This is a genomic window from Psychrobacter sp. AT9, assembly GCF_047272965.1.
GTDB classification, from domain to species: domain Bacteria; phylum Pseudomonadota; class Gammaproteobacteria; order Pseudomonadales; family Moraxellaceae; genus Psychrobacter; species Psychrobacter glaciei.
Genome location: NZ_JBKOTW010000001.1, coordinates 3,166,344 through 3,187,431, shown reverse-complemented (window position 1 = coordinate 3,187,431; position 21,088 = coordinate 3,166,344). Strand labels below are relative to the sequence as shown.

22 protein-coding genes are annotated in these 21,088 nt (G+C 42.6%); 9 read left to right on the top strand and 13 right to left on the bottom strand.

Annotation, left to right across the window (positions count from 1 at the left end; translation table 11 throughout):
• The first annotated feature begins 148 nt into the window (after positions 1 to 148).
• Positions 149 to 571, top strand: a complete 423-nt coding sequence (rplS, locus tag ACMFL8_RS13340; protein ID WP_010197927.1) for a 50S ribosomal protein L19 — start codon at positions 149 to 151, stop codon at positions 569 to 571.
• A 209-nt stretch (positions 572 to 780) separates the two neighbouring features.
• On the opposite strand, the gene ACMFL8_RS13335 is transcribed toward rplS, so the two are convergent.
• Complete coding sequence (locus ACMFL8_RS13335) at positions 781 to 1,344, bottom strand: DUF4442 domain-containing protein (protein WP_194620929.1); 564 nt, start codon at positions 1,342 to 1,344, stop codon at positions 781 to 783.
• Positions 1,345 to 1,862: 518 nt separating this feature from the next.
• On the opposite strand from ACMFL8_RS13335, the gene ACMFL8_RS13330 reads away from it, so the two are divergent.
• Together ACMFL8_RS13330 and uvrC are read left to right on the top strand one after the other, a co-directional pair.
• Complete coding sequence (locus tag ACMFL8_RS13330) at positions 1,863 to 3,389, top strand: DUF3360 family protein (protein WP_010197923.1); 1,527 nt, start codon at positions 1,863 to 1,865, stop codon at positions 3,387 to 3,389.
• A gap of 266 nt (positions 3,390 to 3,655) precedes the next feature.
• Entirely contained in the window at positions 3,656 to 5,500 is a 1,845-nt protein-coding gene (uvrC, locus tag ACMFL8_RS13325) for an excinuclease ABC subunit UvrC (RefSeq protein WP_413191255.1), read from the top strand.
• A gap of 71 nt (positions 5,501 to 5,571) precedes the next feature.
• Here the strand turns inward: uvrC and ACMFL8_RS13320 are convergent, their stop codons facing one another.
• From ACMFL8_RS13320 to lgt, 4 genes are all read right to left on the bottom strand, one after another.
• The gene (locus ACMFL8_RS13320) at positions 5,572 to 5,703 is read right to left on the bottom strand and encodes a hypothetical protein (protein ID WP_413191254.1); all 132 of its coding nucleotides are present in this window, start codon (positions 5,701 to 5,703) and stop codon (positions 5,572 to 5,574) included.
• Positions 5,704 to 5,955: 252 nt separating this feature from the next.
• Complete coding sequence (locus ACMFL8_RS13315) at positions 5,956 to 6,522, bottom strand: dihydrofolate reductase (RefSeq protein ID WP_413191253.1); 567 nt, start codon at positions 6,520 to 6,522, stop codon at positions 5,956 to 5,958.
• 64 nt (positions 6,523 to 6,586) lie between these two features.
• The gene (locus ACMFL8_RS13310) at positions 6,587 to 7,447 is read right to left on the bottom strand and encodes a thymidylate synthase (protein WP_413191252.1); all 861 of its coding nucleotides are present in this window, start codon (positions 7,445 to 7,447) and stop codon (positions 6,587 to 6,589) included.
• Positions 7,448 to 7,510: 63 nt separating this feature from the next.
• Positions 7,511 to 8,395, bottom strand: a complete 885-nt coding sequence (gene lgt, locus ACMFL8_RS13305; RefSeq protein WP_189586033.1) for a prolipoprotein diacylglyceryl transferase — start codon at positions 8,393 to 8,395, stop codon at positions 7,511 to 7,513.
• A 321-nt stretch (positions 8,396 to 8,716) separates the two neighbouring features.
• Here lgt and ACMFL8_RS13300 point away from each other — a divergent pair, with 321 nt between their 5' ends.
• Entirely contained in the window at positions 8,717 to 9,550 is an 834-nt protein-coding gene (locus tag ACMFL8_RS13300; RefSeq protein ID WP_413191251.1) for an NRDE family protein, read from the top strand.
• Positions 9,551 to 9,620: 70 nt separating this feature from the next.
• On the opposite strand, the gene ACMFL8_RS13295 is transcribed toward ACMFL8_RS13300, so the two are convergent.
• Complete coding sequence (locus ACMFL8_RS13295) at positions 9,621 to 10,142, bottom strand: RNA pyrophosphohydrolase (protein ID WP_026037137.1); 522 nt, start codon at positions 10,140 to 10,142, stop codon at positions 9,621 to 9,623.
• 540 nt (positions 10,143 to 10,682) lie between these two features.
• On the opposite strand from ACMFL8_RS13295, the gene ACMFL8_RS13290 reads away from it, so the two are divergent.
• Positions 10,683 to 11,096 (top strand): OsmC family protein, encoded by a 414-nt coding sequence (locus ACMFL8_RS13290; RefSeq protein ID WP_413191250.1) that lies wholly within the window; start codon positions 10,683 to 10,685, stop codon positions 11,094 to 11,096.
• A gap of 14 nt (positions 11,097 to 11,110) precedes the next feature.
• The gene (locus ACMFL8_RS13285) at positions 11,111 to 11,536 is read left to right on the top strand and encodes an MAPEG family protein (protein WP_010197893.1); all 426 of its coding nucleotides are present in this window, start codon (positions 11,111 to 11,113) and stop codon (positions 11,534 to 11,536) included.
• A 48-nt stretch (positions 11,537 to 11,584) separates the two neighbouring features.
• On the opposite strand, the gene ACMFL8_RS13280 is transcribed toward ACMFL8_RS13285, so the two are convergent.
• The 7 genes from ACMFL8_RS13280 to ACMFL8_RS13250 form a co-directional block, all read right to left on the bottom strand.
• Positions 11,585 to 12,607 carry a tRNA dihydrouridine synthase gene (locus ACMFL8_RS13280; RefSeq protein WP_413191249.1) on the bottom strand — a complete coding sequence of 341 codons (1,023 nt, stop codon included), beginning with the start codon at positions 12,605 to 12,607 and terminating at the stop codon, positions 11,585 to 11,587.
• Between the two features lie 76 nt (positions 12,608 to 12,683).
• Positions 12,684 to 14,183, bottom strand: a complete 1,500-nt coding sequence (locus tag ACMFL8_RS13275) for a UvrD-helicase domain-containing protein (RefSeq protein WP_194620920.1) — start codon at positions 14,181 to 14,183, stop codon at positions 12,684 to 12,686.
• A gap of 520 nt (positions 14,184 to 14,703) precedes the next feature.
• Positions 14,704 to 15,561 carry a twin-arginine translocase subunit TatC gene (tatC, locus tag ACMFL8_RS13270; protein ID WP_413191248.1) on the bottom strand — a complete coding sequence of 286 codons (858 nt, stop codon included), beginning with the start codon at positions 15,559 to 15,561 and terminating at the stop codon, positions 14,704 to 14,706.
• Positions 15,561 to 16,271 (bottom strand): Sec-independent protein translocase protein TatB, encoded by a 711-nt coding sequence (gene tatB, locus ACMFL8_RS13265; RefSeq protein ID WP_413191247.1) that lies wholly within the window; start codon positions 16,269 to 16,271, stop codon positions 15,561 to 15,563. The genes tatC and tatB overlap by 1 nt, the downstream gene beginning before the upstream one ends.
• A gap of 62 nt (positions 16,272 to 16,333) precedes the next feature.
• Positions 16,334 to 16,603: a Sec-independent protein translocase subunit TatA gene (tatA, locus tag ACMFL8_RS13260; protein WP_189586058.1), complete on the bottom strand. Its 270-nt coding sequence runs from the start codon at positions 16,601 to 16,603 to the stop codon at positions 16,334 to 16,336.
• A 230-nt stretch (positions 16,604 to 16,833) separates the two neighbouring features.
• On the bottom strand, positions 16,834 to 17,697 hold the full coding sequence (gene hisI, locus ACMFL8_RS13255) for a phosphoribosyl-AMP cyclohydrolase (RefSeq protein WP_413191246.1): 864 nt from the start codon (positions 17,695 to 17,697) through the stop codon (positions 16,834 to 16,836).
• 52 nt (positions 17,698 to 17,749) lie between these two features.
• Positions 17,750 to 18,193 carry a thioesterase gene (locus tag ACMFL8_RS13250; protein WP_413191245.1) on the bottom strand — a complete coding sequence of 148 codons (444 nt, stop codon included), beginning with the start codon at positions 18,191 to 18,193 and terminating at the stop codon, positions 17,750 to 17,752.
• 668 nt (positions 18,194 to 18,861) lie between these two features.
• Here ACMFL8_RS13250 and rpmI point away from each other — a divergent pair.
• The 3 genes from rpmI (at position 18,862) to pheS (ending at position 21,069) form a co-directional block, all read left to right on the top strand.
• On the top strand, positions 18,862 to 19,059 hold the full coding sequence (gene rpmI, locus ACMFL8_RS13245) for a 50S ribosomal protein L35 (protein ID WP_010197866.1): 198 nt from the start codon (positions 18,862 to 18,864) through the stop codon (positions 19,057 to 19,059).
• Between the two features lie 150 nt (positions 19,060 to 19,209).
• Entirely contained in the window at positions 19,210 to 19,566 is a 357-nt protein-coding gene (gene rplT, locus ACMFL8_RS13240; RefSeq protein ID WP_010197865.1) for a 50S ribosomal protein L20, read from the top strand.
• A 447-nt stretch (positions 19,567 to 20,013) separates the two neighbouring features.
• Positions 20,014 to 21,069 (top strand): phenylalanine--tRNA ligase subunit alpha, encoded by a 1,056-nt coding sequence (gene pheS, locus ACMFL8_RS13235; RefSeq protein WP_210541222.1) that lies wholly within the window; start codon positions 20,014 to 20,016, stop codon positions 21,067 to 21,069.
• The last annotated feature ends 19 nt before the right edge of the window (positions 21,070 to 21,088 follow it).

The following is a 21,088-nucleotide window of genomic DNA, read 5'->3' as shown; positions in this document are numbered from 1 at the left end:
TTTGAGCATTAATAAAACGAGTCATCGCATAGTGGCCGTTGGTTATAACCCATTTACGTTGTGTCTCACTATAAAGAGATGCGATTAATTATTACAAACAGGTGATATGCGTTAAGCCTCTATTATCTAATGTGAGGAGATAACTCTCATGAGCAACAAGCATCCATTGGTTCAGGTCATCGAAAACGCTCAATTGCTTGAGCGCCCAAACTTTGCACCCGGCGATACCGTTGTGGTTCAAGTAAAAGTACGTGAAGGTGAGCGTGAGCGTTTACAGGCTTTTGAAGGCGTTGTAATTGCTAAGCGTAACCGCGGTCTAAACTCAGCATTTACCGTTCGTAAAATCTCAAGCGGTATCGGTGTTGAGCGTGCATTCCAGCTGCATTCACCAATCATTGAAAGCATTGAAGTGAAACGCCGTGGTGCGGTTCGTCGTGCGAAATTATACTACTTACGTGAACGCTCTGGTAAATCAGCCCGTATCCGCGAAAAACTTGGTGCTCGTCCAGTTGCTAAGAAAAAAACTAGCGCTGGCGTACCTGATGCAGTTGATACTGCACCTGGTATTTAAGCACAAGTTTGCCATGCCTATTTAGCCGTATGATTATACGGTTGATGATAGGTAAGGCGAGAGTAGATACAAGCCCTTATTCATAGGTTTATTTATAAATAAGCGGGCCATACCAAAAAAGACGGAACCCCAATCTATGCGAAAGCTAGGTTGGGGTTTTTGTATGTGTGGTTTTAAATTTGAATTGAAAATGACATGTTCAGTACGCTTTAACCTTCATCATCAAAATTATCTATACGACTACTTTGGTCTTTAGATTTGCTGTACTTACGCAGTCGGATGTAGATAGTTTTGGTGACAGTGGCGATCAGTTTTTGCTGATCATCAAAGATATCGGCCTGATATTCACGAAAGACTGCATCACCATCTTTTGCCAGTTCTTGAATAGTGATGATTTCAGCACTGGGGATTTTCATCCGAGTGATCACTTTACTGTTACCCGGCGCGACAAAGTCGATATGTGAGCTTTTGTCCCATACAACATAGCTGCTACCTAACTGGTGCATGAGCATAATCATATAAAATGGATCAACCATCGAATACAAACTACCACCAAACTGAGTGCCGACGATATTTTTGTTCAAAGCATTAAGTCCCATACTGACAACGCACAGACCTTGATCCAGATTGATATGATCGATTTTGATACCTGCACCGACATAAGGCGCATAGGTATTGATGCGTAGCTTAAGTAAATGTGGTGTCAGTAATGGCATGATGCTTTGTTTAGCCCGACGTTTTAATGTCTCAAAATTGGATGGTAGTAAACGCATGAACTTATCCTGTTATTGCTTCTAAGTTTTTCTATTTGCTTTAATACAGCTGATTATTTGAAAGATATTTGTATTGAGCATAATCATTAGGGGGTATTTATCATAAGTAAAAAACACCAAGACCGCTAGCCTTAAAGCGTAACTGACATGGATTTTCTATAGTTACTTCAAAGTTACCATAACCTATTTAGTATAATTATCTTTAGTATTTAGTTATGTGATAAAAAATGTCCAGATATAGATGATTGTTAAGAAAAAGATCATTTATTTTAATTTAAAGCCTATATTAGACGTGTTTTTTCCTCATGGTTTCCTATTAAGTTCAATGTCGTGCTAAATAGAAACTTTAATTTATATATTATAATGAGATATACAGTATCTTTAAATGGTTCTAAGTTCGCATTTCAAGTTCTCATGTCATACAATAGCCTGCAATTTTTAATGAACGCTTTAGTCACATAAAGTTTCACTATTAAATTATCAGTTAACCAAAGCCTCAGTCGACACAAGGAAATGTGATGAGTAACACTCAGATCCCTTCTCCAGGGTCTAATCAACAGCCGTCAAACCCGTCAGATTACGACACAGAGTCATCAGGTAGCTATGTCGATTTGCACAAGCCAAGTTCAAGCTTTGATAGTCGTGATGATTATCTGAATCATGAATTGCAAATCATGCAGCCCAAACGCTGGCGTCCCAACTTACCATTTCGTGATTATCGCTTTGAATATGAAGACACTATTCCTGCAATGGCTGCGACGATTGGCAAAGTGGTTATGGTAGGTGCGATTGCTGCAACATTTGCAGGTCCACTTGGTTTGGGCGATGCGTTTGTTTTAGAAAACGTGCGTTATGAGCTATTAATTGTTTCATTTTTTATTATCTTATTTTCAGGCTTTCTGCTCCCGACAGCCAACCTCGCAGGTACTCACGGCCCTCTTATTCCACTTATTCCTATTGTTGTAGCCGCTGGTGGCCATCCAATGGCGTTTGGTCTACTCATCGGTGCTTTTGGCTTACTGCTTGCTATTAGCAAAGGGGGAAGCTTACTGGCCAATTTAACCAGTAAAGGTGTATGCGGTGGCCTCTTGATTTACTTAGGGTTTATCGGGACGACCTCACAGGTTAAAAACTTGTTTGCATGGTCAGAGAGTATCGGCATGTCACATATTGCCTTCTTCATTATTTTGGCCACTATCCTGCTATATGCATTACTTGAGCACTGGCAAAAACGCTGGCTTGCGGTTCCGCTAAGCTGTGTTTTAGGTGGTGGTCTTGCTTTTGCATTGGGCGCACCCTTTGAGTTCAAAACTGCACCAGGTCTGCCGAATATGAACCCGATGTATTGGTGGGGTGAAAATACTGGTTGGATGCTAGGATTACCGACAGTTGAGAGCTTTATTATTGTACTGCCATTTGCTATTTTGGCAGTTGCTATGTGGTCACCAGATTTTTTAGGCCATCAGGTATTCCAAAAAATCAGCTATCCTAAACGTACTGAAAAGGTACTCATGGATATCGATGACACAATGACTAGCGCTTCGTTTCGTCAGGTAGTTGGCTCTGTATTGGGCGGTGCTAACTTTGCATCATCGTGGGGCACCTATATTGTCCCAGCAGCGATTGCCAAACGTCCGATACCTGCCGGTGCCTTATTGACGGCATTGTTCTGTATTATCGCAGGGGTTTGGGGCTATCCAATGGATTTGGCCATCTGGCAGCCAGTGATGTGTGTGGCATTGATCGTTGGGGTATTTATCCCACTGCTTGAAGCTGGCATGGAGATGACTCGCGAAGGAAAAACGACCCAGTCTGCTGCGATTGTGGTGTTTGCTTCTGCATTGGTGAATCCTGCATTTGGTTGGTCGCTCACGCTATTGCTCGATAACTTGGGCTTGATTGGCTCTAAAGAACGTAGTGCCAATTTAACTAAAATGAGCCGCTGGATCATACCGGGTATTATGTTTGTGGTATTGACTGGCGTGATGGCTATCGTTGGTATGTTGCCAGGCATCCCAGCATTGATGGCAAACTTCCGTCATTAACAGCATCTTGCTTACCTATGAAAAAGTCAGCCTTAGTGCTGGCTTTTTTGTGGCTATTGCTAAGCTAATATTTTCTCTAGTTTGAGTTGCGAGTAAGACGAGAGGCATGCATTATCATTAGTAGACTAAGTAGGTTTACAGTAGATTAACCGAGTTTGGAACGACTATTCATGTTTTTGAGAATTGGTAATATAAGTATTCTTGCAAAATGCGCATTATCGCCCCATAACTAGCTATATATCAGTATCTTGAGAGCAGTAAATTCTATGGTTAATGTCTCAGAATCGAGCCCTATCGATGATAAAAAAGCCCGTCTTAAGCATTTAATTCAGCGCCTACCAAATTTGCCAGGCGTGTATAAAATGCTGGGGAAAAACGGTGATATCTTATACGTTGGCAAGGCTAAATCACTGAAAAGCCGCGTAAACAGCTATTTTGCAAAGACGATCGATCATCCTAAGACACGAGCATTAGTGGCGCGAATTCATAATATTGAAACCATCATTACCCGCAGTGAGACGGAAGCGCTGTTACTTGAGCAAAATCTGATTAAAGAATATCGTCCACCTTATAACGTGCTGCTACGGGATGATAAATCTTACCTCTATGTGTTTATTTCAGCAGATAAGCCCTATCCAAGATTGGCTTATGGTCGTGGTAAAGGTAATCATCAAAAAGGTCGCTTTTTCGGTCCTTTTCCTTCCGCGCATGCGGCAAAAGAGACACTGGTGCTGATGCAAAAAATGTTTCAAATGCGTCAATGTACCAATACTTTCTTCAAGCAGCGTAAACGTCCTTGTCTTGAGTATCAGATCAAACGTTGCCGTGCGCCCTGTGTCGGCTTGGTATCAGCCGAAGAGTATGCAGAGGACGTCAACAATACGATTCGGTTTTTGAAGGGTGACTCTAGCGATATTCACACCACGCTGATTGAAAAGATGGAAGCATCAGCTGAAGAATTAGATTTTGAAAAAGCGGTATTTTATCGCGATCAGCTCTCTATGCTGCGTGAAGTGCAGGCCAAGCAAGCTGTCTATACCGTACAAGGCGAGGCCGATGTGATTGCGATTGCCAGTCAGGCAGGCATGACGTGTGTCAACGTACTGACCGTACGTGGCGGGCGCGTACTGGGTGGTAAAAATTACTTCCCTGATGTCGACAGCAGTGAATCGCTCGCAGATAATTTATCTGCTTTTATTACCTCTTTCTATTTTCAGGTGACGGATGATTTGCCCGCAGAAATTATGCTAACTCATGAGCTGCCGGATCAGGTGGCAGTGAGCGAGGCATTGGCGACGCACTTTGGTAGCAAGGTCGTTATCAAAACCAATGTACGTGAACATCGTGCAGAGTGGCTGGATTTGGCAAAACTGAACACTAATAACGCGCTAAAAACTAAGCTGGGCGATTATTTAGAATTGCATGCGCGCTTTGGTGCATTAAAAGATGTATTGGCAGATGTCACTGAGCGAACCATTGATCGGATTGAGTGTTTTGATATCTCGCATACGATGGGTGAAGCGACCATTGGTAGTTGTGTGGTATTCGACCAAGGTGGCTCGCGTCGCCGTGATTATCGTCAGTATGCTATCCATGACATCGTAGGCGGTGATGACTATGCAGCGATGAAGCAAGTGCTGACAAGGCGTTATAAGAAGCAGCCGTTGCCAGATCTGTTGCTTATTGATGGTGGTAAAGGTCAGCTTGGTATTGCTAAAGAAGTATTAACTGAGTTGGGTATTCTTGGTGATACTTTGCTCATTAGTGTGGCAAAAGGGGAAGGGCGCAAGGCTGGGCTTGAAGTATTGCACTTTATCGATCATGAGCCACTTGATTTACCAATGGATAGTAAAGCGCTGCATTTATTGATGCATATTCGCGATGAGGCACATCGTTTTGCGATTACGGCGCACCGTAAAAAGCGTGATAAACGTCGTTCATCGTCAGTGCTAGAAGTGATACCGGGATTGGGTGAAAAGCGCCGCCGTGACTTGCTCAATCACTTTGGCGGTATGCAGCAATTGCTTGGTGCGTCTCAGCAAGAGCTATGTGGCGTACAAGGTATTGGGCCAATATTGGCTAAAACCGTATATAAAGTATTGCACGAGTAAATAAATTTAGAACATAAAAAAGACAACAACCGTTAGGCTGTTGTCTTTTTAACATTAGAAAGCTTTAATCTCTAAAAATCAAAACTTAACTGCTGGTTTGGATGGCTACGACAGTGTTCGCAAACATGCTCCCAACGATTAAATCGATAGCGTAAATACCAACGAACATGCACAGCTTTAGGGTAACCGTATTGAATGGCCATGATGACCTCCATGGTTATGATTAGGAATTCTTAACCATGGAGACTAGACATAGACACTTATTAGCATTTGCTATAAAATATATAAACCCTCGACAGGTAAAAAATTCTATTAGCAAGCTAACAGTGGAGTCTAGCTCCATAGTTGTCTTATCTAAAAGTTTTTTAAGCTCAGCAATTAACGTTGCTGAGCTTTTTTAATTGTCCATAAGTGGTTTCTCCTTTTAAGTAGTACGTGATAATAATTAAATGAGATTAGGCGTTTCTTTTATAAGTCACAAATTTAAAATCTAGTGCACTCTTTTCATCATGCATCTGCTCAGACTCTTCTGCTGCTTCAAACTCACTTGGCAATTCAGGATAAAAAGCCTCACCATCAGCAATTTCCGTATCTACATGAGTCAGCTCAATACGATCGGTATACATCATCGCCTCTTTAAACACGCGTTCACCGCCAATCACCCAAATCGTATCCAAATGTGCGCCATGCGCCAGACTGGCCGCTTGTGTGAGAGCATCATCTAGGTTATGCGTAACATAAGCATTGGTCTTACCGACAAGGCCTTTTTGTTCAGCATAATCCATCTGAGTACTGATGATAAAGCTTACTCGATTTGGCAACGGTTTACTGCCCATCGATTCAAACGTCTTACGACCCATAATGACGATGCCTTGTATACCGCCATCCGTTTGTTTGGTCGTCATCTTTTTAAAGTGCTGTAAGTCTGCTGAGATATGCCACGGCAGCTCATTATCCTTACCGATACAACGGTTGCTACTGATAGCAGCGATCTGGGCAACTTCGGTGTGGGCATAACTCATAATCTATCCTTTTTATTATCTTTTACAATTTTAAGCTTATTTGAATCAGTCAATCAGACAGATGCTATACCGCAACTTTTGCTTTGATAGCAGGATGCGACTCATAACCTTCAACACTAATATCGTCATAATTAAAGGCAAAAATATCATTAACCTCAGGGTTAAGCGTTAACGTTGGCAGTGTATATAGTGAACGCGTCAACTGTAACTCAACCTGCTCACGATGGTTTTGATAGATATGGCAATCACCACCTGTCCAGATGAATTCGCCTAATTCTAGACCACAAATTTGCGCGACCATATGGGTAAGCAAGGCATAGCTGGCGATATTAAATGGCACACCTAAAAATAAATCTGCTGAGCGCTGATAGAGCTGGCATGACAGTTTATTGTCCGCGACAAAGAATTGAAACATGGTATGACAAGGCGGTAAGGCAACTTGATCTGCTTCGCCAGGGTTCCAACCAGACACGATTAAGCGGCGTGAATTGGGGTTGGTTTTTATTTGCTCGATGACTTGGGTGATTTGGTCGACACCATCAGCATGGTAATTGCCGTCTTCATCTTTGGTTGCGCCATAATTGCGCCATTGATGACCATAGACAGGGCCCAAATCACCAGCAGGACGATTAAATCGTGCCGTCTGCTCTGCAGTGGCCCATTCATTCCAAATGCGTACGCCATTGGCTTGTAAATAGTCAACGTGAGTACTACCACTTAAAAACCAAAATAACTCGTAGGCGATGGATTTAAAATGGACTTTTTTGGTGGTCAATAGCGGAAACCCTGACGCCAAGTCAAAGCGTAGCTGCGCACCAAAGTGGCTGAGCGTACCAGTTCCAGTACGATCGCCTTTTTCAGTGCCTGTGGTCAAAACGTGTTTGAGCAAGTCTAAATAGCCCTGCTCATTATTGTTATTGATCATAAAAATACTCTTTTGCATTATTAAAATGCATTGTCAAAACCGATACTCGACTAAAAATACTGCTTAATAAGCAGCTTGCTTACCCCAGTCATAGATGCCGCGTTTGTAGGCATAAATTAGCAAGACAAAGCCAATGATTATCATCGGTGCGCTTAGTATTTGCCCTTTGGTCATCCAGCCTAACAAGATGAATCCTTGGTCGATGTCTGGCTGACGAAAGAATTCAATAATGAAACGGCTAAAGCCATAACCCAACATGAAAATACCTGTCGCTGCCATACGAGGGCGGGGTTTCGATGAATACCACCATAAGAATAAGAACAGCAATAGACCTTCAGCAAGCGCTTCATATAGCTGTGAAGGATGACGAGGCAATAGATACTGACCATTGACTTCGGTCATTAGCTCTTGCAGCTCAGGATTGGTCTGTAACTGCTGCATATCGAAAGACGCGGCTTGCGGGAAGTACGTCAACCAATTATAGCCGCCATCAGAGACACGCCCCCACAGCTCACCATTGATATAATTGCCAATGCGGCCAAACAATAAACCCGTCGGTACGCATGGCACGACAAAATCCAGTACTTGGAATGGTGTCTTTTTATACTTACGAGCAAAATATAACATACCAAGCATGACGCCGATCAAGCCGCCATGGAATGACATACCGCCTTCCCAGACTTTGAAGAGATAGGCTGGATTTTGTAGCAATTCACCAAACTGATAGAACAAGACATAGCCGACACGGCCGCCCAAAATCACGCCGAGTGCCCCAAAAAATACTAAGTCAGAGACCATATCAGTGGTCCAATTATCGCGTTTGGTGCTGCGATACCATGCCAGACCGAAAGCGGCGGCAAATGCCAGTAAATACATCAGCCCATACCAATGGACTTCGACGGGTCCAATTGCTAATGCTACAGGATCGTACTGAGGATGAATCATCATAAGGGCATCATAATATTGATAATAAAGTGCTGACTATAATAGCAAAATTCGTCCCTTGCGAATACTATGATGAGTGAATGGATGAGTGAATGGATGATTGAATGAATAGCAAAGCGATAAAAAACCCGATAAGATGAAAAAATCGCATTAATTTCTGAGGAATCATCATGCATCTACATTTATCAACGCCACCGCTTTTGAGTGACAAAAATCAGAAATAATGGCTGATGAGACCTGATTAGCAAATAAAATCTTAAACGACGTCTTTTACCTTTGCTAACAAGTACTTGTACAACAGAAAATTATTATAAAAGGAACGCTATGTGTATCGTCGCTATTGCTTGGCAGTTATTTGATGAATTGCCATTGGTATTATTGTCTAATCGTGATGAGTTTTTGCAGCGTCCAACTGAGCCGCTACATCAATGGTCTGACCAGCCTATTTATGCTGGCCGTGATAAGCAAAGCGGTGGTACATGGCTAGGCATTCATCAGCAAGAAACACATGCACAAAATCCAGAATATCATGAGCAGAATGGACGTTGGGCTGCGGTATTGAACTTTCGTGATGGTGTGCAGGCAAGCAGTGATGAGCGCTCACGTGGTGCGCTCGTGACTGAGTTTTTAACGGGAGATTTAAGCCCGATGGATTTTGCCCGAAGTATTAATTTGCAAGATTATGCTGGGTTCAATCTTATTATTGGTGATACGGCACAAGCCGTTATCGTGAATAATCGCGGTCATGCACCCACGCCATTACATGCAGGACTTCATGTCATCTCTAATGGTCAGCCGGAGGACAGTTGGTTTAAAACCGAGCGTCTACGTGGCAGGCTGCGGCAAGAGGTGCTGCCTTTGATTGCTGAGGACAGCTCGCCTAAGTACTGGCAAGAGGCTGCCTTTAATGTATTGTCAGATAATACGAAAGCACCAGTGGACCAACTACCAGAGACGGGTATGAGCATTGAGATTGAGCAGACCTTGTCTTCCATTTATATCGAGCCTGTTGCTTTTGGCAATGCTGAAACCAGCAAACCCACTTACGGAACACGGACTCAAAGTATTTTAACCTTACGCCAAAATAGGGCATCAGACAAACAAATCTTTGCTGAACTTATCAGCCATAAATGCAATCATCCTGCAAATCCCAAATAAAAATGCCCACATTAATACCTACGTTTTTTAGATATCAATGTGAGCATGTGTTTTGTATTAAACTGTCTACTTACTCCATTAACAAGTGATTGTCTTGCTCAGGAATAATAAGCTCTTGTCTAAGTGGTAGTTCGCGTGCCAGTTCTTGTAAGGCGCGACGATATACTCCGCGTTTAAAGTGAATCACTTGTCCGAGTGGATACCAGTAGCTGACCCATTGCCAATGGTCAAATTCCGGTTTTCCCGCATCAAAGCGGATGTGTTGAGTATTTGGCTCATCTAAGCGCAGCAAAAACCACTTTTGTTTTTGCCCAATACATAAAGGGTGCTGTCCGTGACGGACATAGCGTTTTGGCAGGCGATAGCGCAACCAATCTTGCGTGACTGCCAATAAGTCCACATGACGCGGATGTAAACCGACCTCTTCCCAGAGTTCGCGATACATCGCATCCATCGGCGTCTCTCCACGGTCGATGCCGCCCTGCGGAAATTGCCAAGCGTTGTGACCAATGCGTTTTGCCCACAGAACTTGCCCTTGTGTATTTGCCAAGATGATACCGACATTGGCGCGAAAGCCGTCTGCATCTATCATGACTAAACCTTTTAATATGTCTAAAAATAGCTTATTCCCACATAACACCGTGACAGCAATCATAATTATTATAGGGTGACTGTTATCGATATCAGGCAAAAATAAGATTCATTACCGTTATTAAACCAAGAAACAAGCAAAATGTGTAACAGTATTTTGCTATAAAATGTTTCACGAGTTTAGTCCTTTAAAATCAATTAGTTAGAAATGGATTTTTGTAAGCCGATTTTAGGCATAATGAAGACAAACCTAGGTCACAGTAAAAAATCTGTGTTCAGTGTAAGGCTACGAGTCTGGCTAGCGAAAGTGTACCCTCGAAAACAGACTCACCGAGTGCTCATGGCAATAATCGCACATGAATAATCTAGGGCGTGTTCTCGCTTTGAATTCATTTAGATCATTATCGATCGAATGGAGGGCGTACCCTAAGACAATGGCTATATAAAATCTCGCTTTGGCTTATGCTACACTAGCCAAGCAGCATATCTGTCAAACAATAAAAAATAGGCAATACGTCAATTAAAATAAGGAATATCTACAATGTCAGAGTCAAAAGCAAGCGTCACATGGCAAGAGAACAAAGCCTTTATGGGCGTGTCACCATCAGGACATAATGTACAAATAGATGCTGATAAAGAAAAAGGTTCAAGCCCGATGGAGCTGATCTTACTAGGGCTGGGTGGCTGTGCAAGCTACGATGTGGTAGCGATTTTACAAAAGTCACGCCAAGAGGTGACAGACGTGCGTTGTGAACTGACCGCGCAACGTGCCGAAACTGTACCAGCAGTATATACCGATATCCACATGCACTTTGTTGTGACAGGGCAAGATATCAAAGACAAACAGGTTGAGAAGGCCATTCATTTATCAGCAGAAAAATACTGCTCCGCCAGTAGAATGTTGGTACAAGGTGGGGTGAATATTACCCACGATTTTGAAGTGATTTCAGGGTAGGGGCAAATAGAACAATGAATGTATTTTTTGGGTTAATCCCTGATACAGCAGCGTCAGCGATCTGGGCGATGGTGGTAGCAAGCTTATTGCCATGGGCGGTATCAATAGTTGCAAAAGCATCTGGCGGCTTTAAGTTCAGAAATAACGCACATCCACGTGATTTTTTTCAGCATGCGACAGGGGTTGCAGCACGAGCTAATGCTGCACAGCAAAACAGCTATGAGACTTTGCCTATATTTTTGGCCGCAGTAATAACAGCGATGCTATTCTTTGTACCGCAATCGATTATCAATGTATTGGCTTGGCTATATGTGTTGATTCGTATCGGTTTTTGCGTGGCTTATATTACTAATTTGGCAATGTTTCGTTCTATCCTTTGGGCGTTATCGATGGCTTGTTCTTTGATGCTATTCTATCTAGCTATTCGAGTGAGTGTTTAGCGTTATTTGTTTCGTTAAGGTGCCAGTTTGAGAGAGAGGCAGTTATGATTATCGTACACTCATTCGTAGTGCACTAATGATAACTGCTTTATTTTTTTCTCGTTTGATACTGTCCCATAATATTTTTGCCTCGCTATAACCTTTGGTGAGCATCGCTAACCACTGCTTGTAACGACCAACCAATATCACTTCAGTTTTAGCCTGACCTTCCAAAAATTTTATCTGATGAGTGACCAGCATTTTCCACGATAATGTTGCCGCGCTCAGCATAGCATCATTTGAACCGCAATCCACACGAGCAATCAAATCGGGACGAGTGACCGCGCCGCGACCCAACATCAAATGCTCTGTACCTGCTTGCGTCATGCAGTTCTGTGCATGCTCTGCATTCCATATTTCGCCATTGGCAATGACGGGAATATCAAGCGCATTAAAGCTTTGAATCTTGTCCCAATAGGCTGGCGGCTTATATCCTTGGGTTTTGGTTCGTGCATGAATGGTCAGCCAATCAGCACCACTGTCGTTAATCGCGCCGCGAATATCATCCATGCGACTGGTATCGGTATAGCCTAAACGTATCTTAGCCGAGACTGGAATGTCGGCAGGAACCGCTTGACGCACCGCACTGATAATTTGATACATGGTTTCGGGTTCATCCAATAATACTGAACCACCACGATGGCTGTTTACCGTTTTAGCAGGGCAACCAAAATTGATATCAATGGCAGGTGCACCAAGCTCGGCAGCATATGCCGCATTGTCTGCCATGAGTTGCGCTTCACTGCCAAGCAACTGGATATGAATCGGTGTGCCGCAGGCAGTCTTGGCATCATGACGCAACTCTGGAACGTATTTATAAAATACATGCGCTGGCAAGACGTGTTGGGTCACGCGGATAAACTCGCTCACTGACCAATCATAGGGACGACCTAAATCTGCCGCAATCTGCGTTAGAATTTGTCGCATTAATGGATCGGTTAGCCCTTCCATTGGCGCAAGTAAGCGGACAGGATTGGCAAATAACTGACGGATGGTGTTTTGACGTGCTTGAAGTTGCTGACTATTATTCATGCTTGTTATTCACTGCTAAAAGGTCGTTATAAATAGAGGTAGACTAGGAATTCAAATTGACAACTACGAAGAGGGATTAAGTATTGCCAAAAATCACTTTTTTGCCTGTCTGTAATCCTGATATCAAGTCTTTGATATTATGGATGTCCAAATTACTCTGCGCACGTGTACAAGCAACGTAGAGCAAACGCAATTCTTCTGGGCTTATCTTGACCGCATTGGTGGTGACATCATAATAAAAATCATCGTCTAACTGTACCTTTCCCCATTCAAGCCCTTTGGCTTTGTGAGCGGTAGAGATGACATAGTCGGCATTTTCGATACTCGTTAGGCTATTGACTGCTTGGCTTAATACATTGGTGCCATGGTCATCGACCAATTTCACCAGAGTTTTGAGATCGCTGCCTTCGTTGGTTTCAGCATATTCTTGTACATCAGACCAGTTATAGAAATATGCCAGCTCTGGCACACCATACGCCGATTTGCCATTTTTTAAGTTTTCGGCGGCCTGACAGAATTTCAGCATACGCTCGGTATCAGCTTGCAATGCCACACGGTGTCCTAGCTTAAGTCCGGTCAATAATTGCGACATCGCAGCAGCATTGGTGCGGCATAGAATGGCATCTTTTTTACTATGAACCATACCTTTTTCAGTAGAAGACTGCTTGTTAGGATTGCCTTTTAATGGTACCTCTTCTTGCAATGCTTTGAGCAAAGTGTTGGCAACCTCAGCAATCGGCTCACCGAAACGAAACGACTGCGTCAATAAGGTTTGCGGCAATGGCAGCTTTTTCATTGCATTGACCGCGCCGCGCCACTCGTAGATCTGCTGGTGCGCATCGCCGACATAAATGACTTGCCGTGGTTGCTGCGTCAGAATTCCCATCATCAATGGGTCAGCATCTTGCGCTTCATCAAATAATATAAAGTCCGCAGGGATACTTGGCTTAGATAGCGCCCAAAGTTTGAGATAAATATCGTGCCCGATGCCAGCAGGGTGACGTGCATCAATCGACTGTAGCCAGCGTTGCTCTACGGCAGGGTAGAGCATCTCACGTAATTGCTCTGCATCTGAGTCATCGAGCCAGCTTGGGAATAGTATGTGCCTTGGTGCCGGATAGCTGGCATGTGTGCTACAAAAGTTGCTGACTGCGTCACTAACGAATCGAGCTAATCTCGCAGGCGTGAGCGTAATGTATTTATTAATGCCATCCATTTGCCGGCGTACTTGTACCGGTTGCAACCCCAAGTCATCACCAAGACGCTTGGGTGAAAAGCGTGGCAAGGATAGTTTTGCCGTGATATCACGCGCGACATGCCGATAAGCAAGCGAATGAAAGGTGCGACATTCCACATGGGATGGAAACTTTGAACGAGCATCATTGGCAATTGTTTTGTTAAAGGCTAAATATAAGCCGCGTCCACGTAGGCGCTCACCGATTAGTTTTAGCGTCGTGGTTTTACCGGCACCCGCATAAGCGACCACTTTAAATGATTTGTGATCCATCGCCATATTAAGCGCGCTCAGCTGCTCATCAGTGGGATCGCTCATATAAGCTGGCATAGATGCGGACATAATAAAGCTACCTAAAAGACTAAAAGTGAGTAAAAACGATGGGGGTAAAAAAAGCCACTGGATAAGCAATGGCTGGCGAACAATGATGACGCTTAGTAAGGCTAATAACTATAGTGAATTTACTTTAAAACAGATACAGTGCGACTGGGATGAATTTTTCGTAGCCTCTGTGATAGCAGCAAGCAAGAAAAATTTATACCAGTCGCACTTAACTAGTCATGTATCCATTTTGTTTTGAACTGACGATACTAGGGCGTGTCTTCAATTCACTCAATAGTCATCTGAATGGGCTAAAAATGGCTAAATCTTGCCAAACATCGTCAAATAGCTGGTTAATATCCCGATATTATCTGCACTATTTTTCTTGTTTGACGGCAATTTATCTCATTTTTATCACCATTTTTGAAATGAAGACACGCCCTAAGCTAATAAATGAGATAGAGGAAAGTCAAAAATAATTGCCAATAAAACAAGAGCATTTATTGATGCGTCAAAACATAGCGAATATAGGGGTTGTTTTTTACTCTTTATCTACGGCTGCTAAATCAGGACTAGACTTTTCTTTGATTAAGATTTTTGCTAATAACAGGCCCAGCTCAAACAATAGCCACATAGGGATGGCGAGTAACAACATCGACACGCCATCGGGTGGTGTGACGACTGCAGACACGGCAAAACAACCAACGATAATATAACGACGTTTATCTTCTAGAGTCTGAATGGAGACAATCCCCACCAATATCAATAGTAAGGTGACGACGGGAATCTCAAAAGTCAGGCCAAATACCATAAATAGCTTAAGCGCAAAGCTTAAATAGCTATCGATATCCGTCATTGGCAAGACGTTCTGCGGGGCAAACATGATAAAGAATTTTAAGACGCCTTTCAGCACGATAAAGTAAGAAAAAGCCACACCCGCATAAAACAAAAAGATAGAGGACATCAGCACAGGGATAGCGATTTTTTTCTCTTTTTTATATAACCCGGGTGCGACAAAAGACCAAATTTGGTACAAAATATAAGGCATGGCAAAGAAGGCGGCGACAAAGACAGTCAGGCGTATTGGTGCCATAAAGTTAGAGGTGATATCTGTGGCAATCATCGTCGAATTGGCGGGTAGCTGCGCGACCAATGGATCGGATAAGAAATTATAGAGCTCGCGTGAGAATCCAGCCAAGGCTAAAAATATGACCAACACTGCCACGCATATTTTGATCAGATGCGAGCGTAGCTCAATGAGGTGCTCAGTGATGGGCATATCAGCCAATGAACTTAATATATCATCAGATTTCTCGTTACTGGCTGTCTCAGTTGTTTTTTCTAAATCTGTATCGGCAATTTTTTCTTGACGACTTTTTTTGCGCTTAAATAAATTCATCAATCAGTCTCCTGCTTATTGACAGAAGCCTGTGTTTTTAAAGAAGGATCTAAACGGCTGTTTAATAATCTATCCGCTTTGTAATTCGGTAAATAGGGAGGCTGCGGCAAACGACGCGCTTTATCATAAGCGCCCAGACGGAACCACATATTTTCCCATGGTTTAGTAGTGATGATTTGAGCAGTTGGTTGAGTAATTTGTTGAGTATTATCACTAGAGGCAGTTTTTGAGGTTTCGTCGCCAGTACCGTGTTTCAATAATTGCTCAGAATCTGCTGATTTTTCGTCCTGCTCGTAGGCGTAGTCAAATGCCTTTGGTGTGACAGGTGGCGTGTTTTTTTGATCGCTAGCATCTTGCTGATTATTGCGTGTTTTATTATTGCGATGGTCAGAGTCTAGATCATGCGTGGCTTTCAGAGTCTGGTTTTGTGAAGACTCAAACTCCTGCATACTGCCGCGCATTTCTGCCATCTCACGCCGCATTTCTGCCTCAGTTTCACGAATTTTAGCCAGCTCTTTTTGCATTTGTTGCCGTGTTTCAGCTAGGTCTAGCTCAGCCTCTATTTCAGACTGTAGGGTAGAGACTGTACGGCGAATTTTAGCATACCACTGCCCAGCAGTACGTGCTGCTTGTGGCAGTTTTTCTGGGCCCAAGACAATTAAGGCAATGACGCCAAAGAGGAGTAATTCAGAAAACCCAATATCAAACATAATGGTTGATTATCACTATCTAGATGCCAGCAGTATCATACCCAGCACTATACTTGGTATTATCAATGGTGCTTATCGTCAACAGGTGCAGTATTGATATCGCTATCCTGCACCTTACTGGTTGCCGCGTGATCTGTTGGGTGTGCATTGCCATCATGGTCGAGAACTGCATGCTTTTTGGCATGCTCTGTATTCTCATCTTTAACCGCTTCTTTAAAGCCTTTGACGGCACCGCCCAAATCCTTGCCCGCATTTCTAAGTTTTGAGGTGCCAAATACGACCACCACTACCACCAATAATATCAGCCAATGTGTAATGGAAAAACTGCCCATAATGATATCCTTAATGTCTTGATTGTAATATCTATATATGAATGCTTTTATGTTATAGAATATTGATCTGTTAAACAAAAAATATAGATAAAAGATGCGAAGCTAAAAGAGCTATATTATAACCTGCCATTGTGACAAAAAGGTGAAAGCAATCATAATCAAAACAAGTAGAGATTTGTTTTACGACTTCGCCCGTTATCTTTACTGGATTAACTTTACAGTGTCACAATTTATCGCGAGGCCTTTTCGTCGATGCCTGATAGCCCAAAGCGACGTCCCAGCTCGTTTAACACAGCGTCTGACTCTATATCGAACCACGCTAGCCCTACCAACGTATGAAACCAGACATCGGCAACCTCATAAATGAGCTCATGACGAGCCTCGTCATATTGTGCTTTGTTAGTTTTCTCATCGCAATTGGCAAAGTCTTTGGCAGCGATAATGCTTTCTGTGCTTTCTTCGCCCACTTTTTCTAGGATTTTATTCAACCCTTTTGCATATAAGCTTGCCACATAAGAGCTGTCGGCGTCCGCTTGTTTGCGCTCTGCCAATACGTTATCAAGCTGCTGTAAAATGGATGTGTTACCTGTTGCGGTATTATGATCTTCAACTGCGTTATTCGTACTATCCGCATCCATAGCATCGTTTGTATCAGTGTTATGGCTGTGAGAAGTAGCGCCAGACGTTTCAGAAGATTGATAAATATCTGCTGGATCTTTTAATACTTTATCGACGGTTTGCCACTCAGGGGTCTGCCCAGACAAATCCAAACGCTGGTAAAAGCAAGACTCGCGACCAGTATGACAGGCGATACCACCGGCCTGAGTCACACTCAACACAATCACATCAGCATCACAATCTAAGCGAATATCATGGACAGTCTGAGTATGCCCTGATGATTCGCCCTTATGCCATAGCTTGGCACGTGAACGTGAAAAATACACGGCAGTTTTTGTTTGTGCTGTTAATTGAAGTGCTTCAGCATTCATCCAGGCCATCATCAAAATGCGCCCTGACTCGTGATCTTGAGCAATCGCAGGAATCAAACCATCAGCGTTAAACTTTATGGCAGTTAGCCAAGCAGGTAAAGTCATAATCTGTCTATCGTCTTATAATTAGGAAGTGGTCATTAGTCAGTAAGAAAAGTTAAAGCTCGAATAAATGCGGGTATAAAGCTTTCTTAATCGTGTTATCCAGCGTGGTTATTTTATTTAGGCGAAAATCATAATTGACAAAATGCTGCCTTGCCTTTGCCACTATTTCGCCATTGTGCATACGCATGGCTTTAAACACAATATTGCCACCATTATCACATAATGGCTCAACGCCGACCTCAAACAAAAGCTCTTCACGTGCCCGTACACAGCTAAAAATGCTCAGCTGTAGCTTATTAATAATCAAGCCTTGATGATCGGCATTGATCTCTTTAATCCCTTTAGAATATAAAAAGCGCTGCATTGCTTCAGTCAGTAGGGCAGTCAATGATTGCAGTGCTAAATGCTGACCCATATCAATTTCGGTATGGCGCACCCGCATCACCGTTTCAAACACAAATATTCCGTCATCAAAGTTTAGTTCTTGGTTTGACAACGTCTTCTCCTAGAGTGATTGTCCATAATCAGTTGTTCTGTTGAGCAATTGGCAAGCTAGCCGAATAGTTAAAAATAAACATGCATCGTATGATCTACGGTCAGTAGATGCAGTAATTGGCGTTGTTTATTGGCACTTAAAATGTAGCGACGCTCAGTCTCTACTTAAGCACAGCTTAAACCGAGATTCAATCTATTTACAAAAAAATTCGTGGTTTATGAAGCTTTATAGAGATTTCAATAATGTATGGTGCTATCGAACATGATTCAATAGTACCTGACATGAGTTTTTATCCAGCGACAAATATGAAATGAGGCAAGGAGCGCTGAAGCCTTGTGTCTGGTTTATGGTAAATAATTAATCGTGGCTGCATGGTTATTAGCGCTATTTTATCTTATTTATATCTTATAAATTAATGATAGCTAAAAAAGAGAGGCCTTTATGACGTTTAAAACGGCTAGGACATGTACTTTTGTTAAGACAAATGACGAGCATGAATTGCCCATTAGAAGAGGGCTGAAACTTTACTTGGCAAAATAGCACACTATCTGCTAAAATAGCGCCTCCCACCTCGAGGCAAATAGAGGTTTAGTGGTTGTTTTTAAAGCTACTATTCATTCTAACTATTTGACGACCAGGTTCTATTAAAGACAAAGAGGCAAATCATCATGAAAGTTAAGATGAAAACCAGAAGCGGTGCAGCTAAACGCTTCAAAAAAACAGCAAACGGCTTCAAGCGTAAGCAAGCAAACAAAAGCCATATCTTGACCAAGAAATCAGCTAAGCGTATTCGCCAGTTGCGCGGTCTTAAGATGGTGGACAAGTCTGACGAAGCAGCAGTTCGTCGTATGTGCCCATACATCTAATAGCCTATCGTCATATGTATTTAATCAAGAGCTGTTTAATTCATAGCTACTTAGTTAAAAATATTTGACCTTGCAATTTGATAACGATGTCTACTATTTGATGACATCGTGATTCGTTTAATAATGATTAACAATATCTTGGAGTAATTTATGGCCCGTGTAAAACGTGGTGTACAGGCGAATCGTCGTCACAAAAAAATCTTAAAGCGCGCAAAAGGCTACTACGGTGCCCGTTCACGTGTTTACCGCGTAGCGGTACAAGCAGTGACCAAAGCTGGTCAATATGCTTATCGTGACCGTCGCAACAAAAAACGTACCTTCCGTCGTCTTTGGATTGCACGTATCAATGCTGGTGCACGCTTAAACGGCTTAAGCTATAGCCGCTTTATCAATGGTATGAAAAAAGCTAACATCTCAATCGATCGTCGCGTACTTGCTGACATCGCTATGCATGATGCAGCGACTTTCACAGCATTGGTCGAAAAAGCAAAAGCGGAACTAGCATAAATATTAACTATCCTTTAGATATTAAATAGATATAACGCTTATCTGATTAAGCATCTAAACGAATAGGACTAATATTGATTAATAGGTCGATATTAATAAAAGCTACCGCTGGTCGGTGGCTTTTTTTATATTAAATTATTTTACGACTAGTTTTATTAATGCTTAAGCTCATTGTGCTTTTCGTGATATTGCACATTTAATCGTCTAAATATTCAAGCCATTCACATAACTGGTATTTATTTTTTGTTATTCGAAAGTAGTTAGGTACAATTAGCGAAACACAAGTAGTTAATTAAAAATAACTAATTACGAGCAACTAATTGAAAGTAGCTAAATACGAATAACTAAATACGAATAACTAATTAAAAGTAACTGGGTAAATGGTTTGCAATATTTGGTCAAATCCCTACAATTAATAGTTTGTTTAAATCAGGAATGATGCGTCTTATGACTACCCCTGTTGCCACCAACGATTTGTCGGCGCTACCGACCTTGTCTTCAGAGCTCAATGAGCTTAATGAAGCTCAGCTAACTGAATTTGCCAGTGCTGCTGAATCTTTAATCTTACAAGTAACTGATGCGCGTGTGCTGCAAGAGTTGCGTGTGCAATTGACTGGCAAAAAGAGCCCATTAACCGGCTGGTCAAAGCAGATGGGTAAGCTCAGTGCTGACGATAAAAAAACTTACGGCGGCTGGTTACATCAAGTGCGGAGCCGTATTCAAGAATCGTTGACCAATCAGCAGCAGCAGCTGGAAGTCGCGGCATTAAACGCCAAGCTTGCAAGCGAGAGCATTGATATTACATTGCCTGCTCGCGGTGGTCAAAAAGGCCATTTGCATCCAGTGACCATGATTACCCAGCGTATGCAGCAGTATTTTATACAAGCAGGTTTTAACGTCGCCACCGGCCCTGAAGTTGAGAGCGATTACTATAACTTTGAAGCGCTTAATATCCCATCGCACCATCCTGCACGCGCGATGCACGATACATTCTACTTTGATGCGCATTATTTATTGCGTACGCACACCAGTCCAGTGCAAATTCGCACCATGGAAAAGAATGAGCCACCGATTCGTATTATTTGTCCCGGTCGCGTCTATCGTAATGACTCGGACCAAACTCATTCGCCGATGTTTCATCAGTTAGAAGGGCTTATGGTTACTGAGTCGAGTACCTTTGCTGAGCTAAAAGGCTTGATTAGTGAGTTCTTAGAAGCTTTCTTTGCCAAAGAATTAACCGTTCGTTTCCGTCCGTCATTTTTCCCATTCACTGAGCCTTCTGCTGAAGTTGATATCTTAGATGACAATGGCAAATGGCTTGAGGTCATGGGCTGCGGTATGGTGCATCCACAAGTGCTGACCAACTGCGGTATTGATGCCGAAAAATATACGGGCTTTGCCTTTGGTATGGGTATTGAGCGCTTTGCGATGCTCTATTATGGTATTGATGATTTGCGCCTGTTTTTCCAAAACGACGTACGCTTCTTAAAACAGTTTGGCTAACGTTTCCCTCGTTGATATA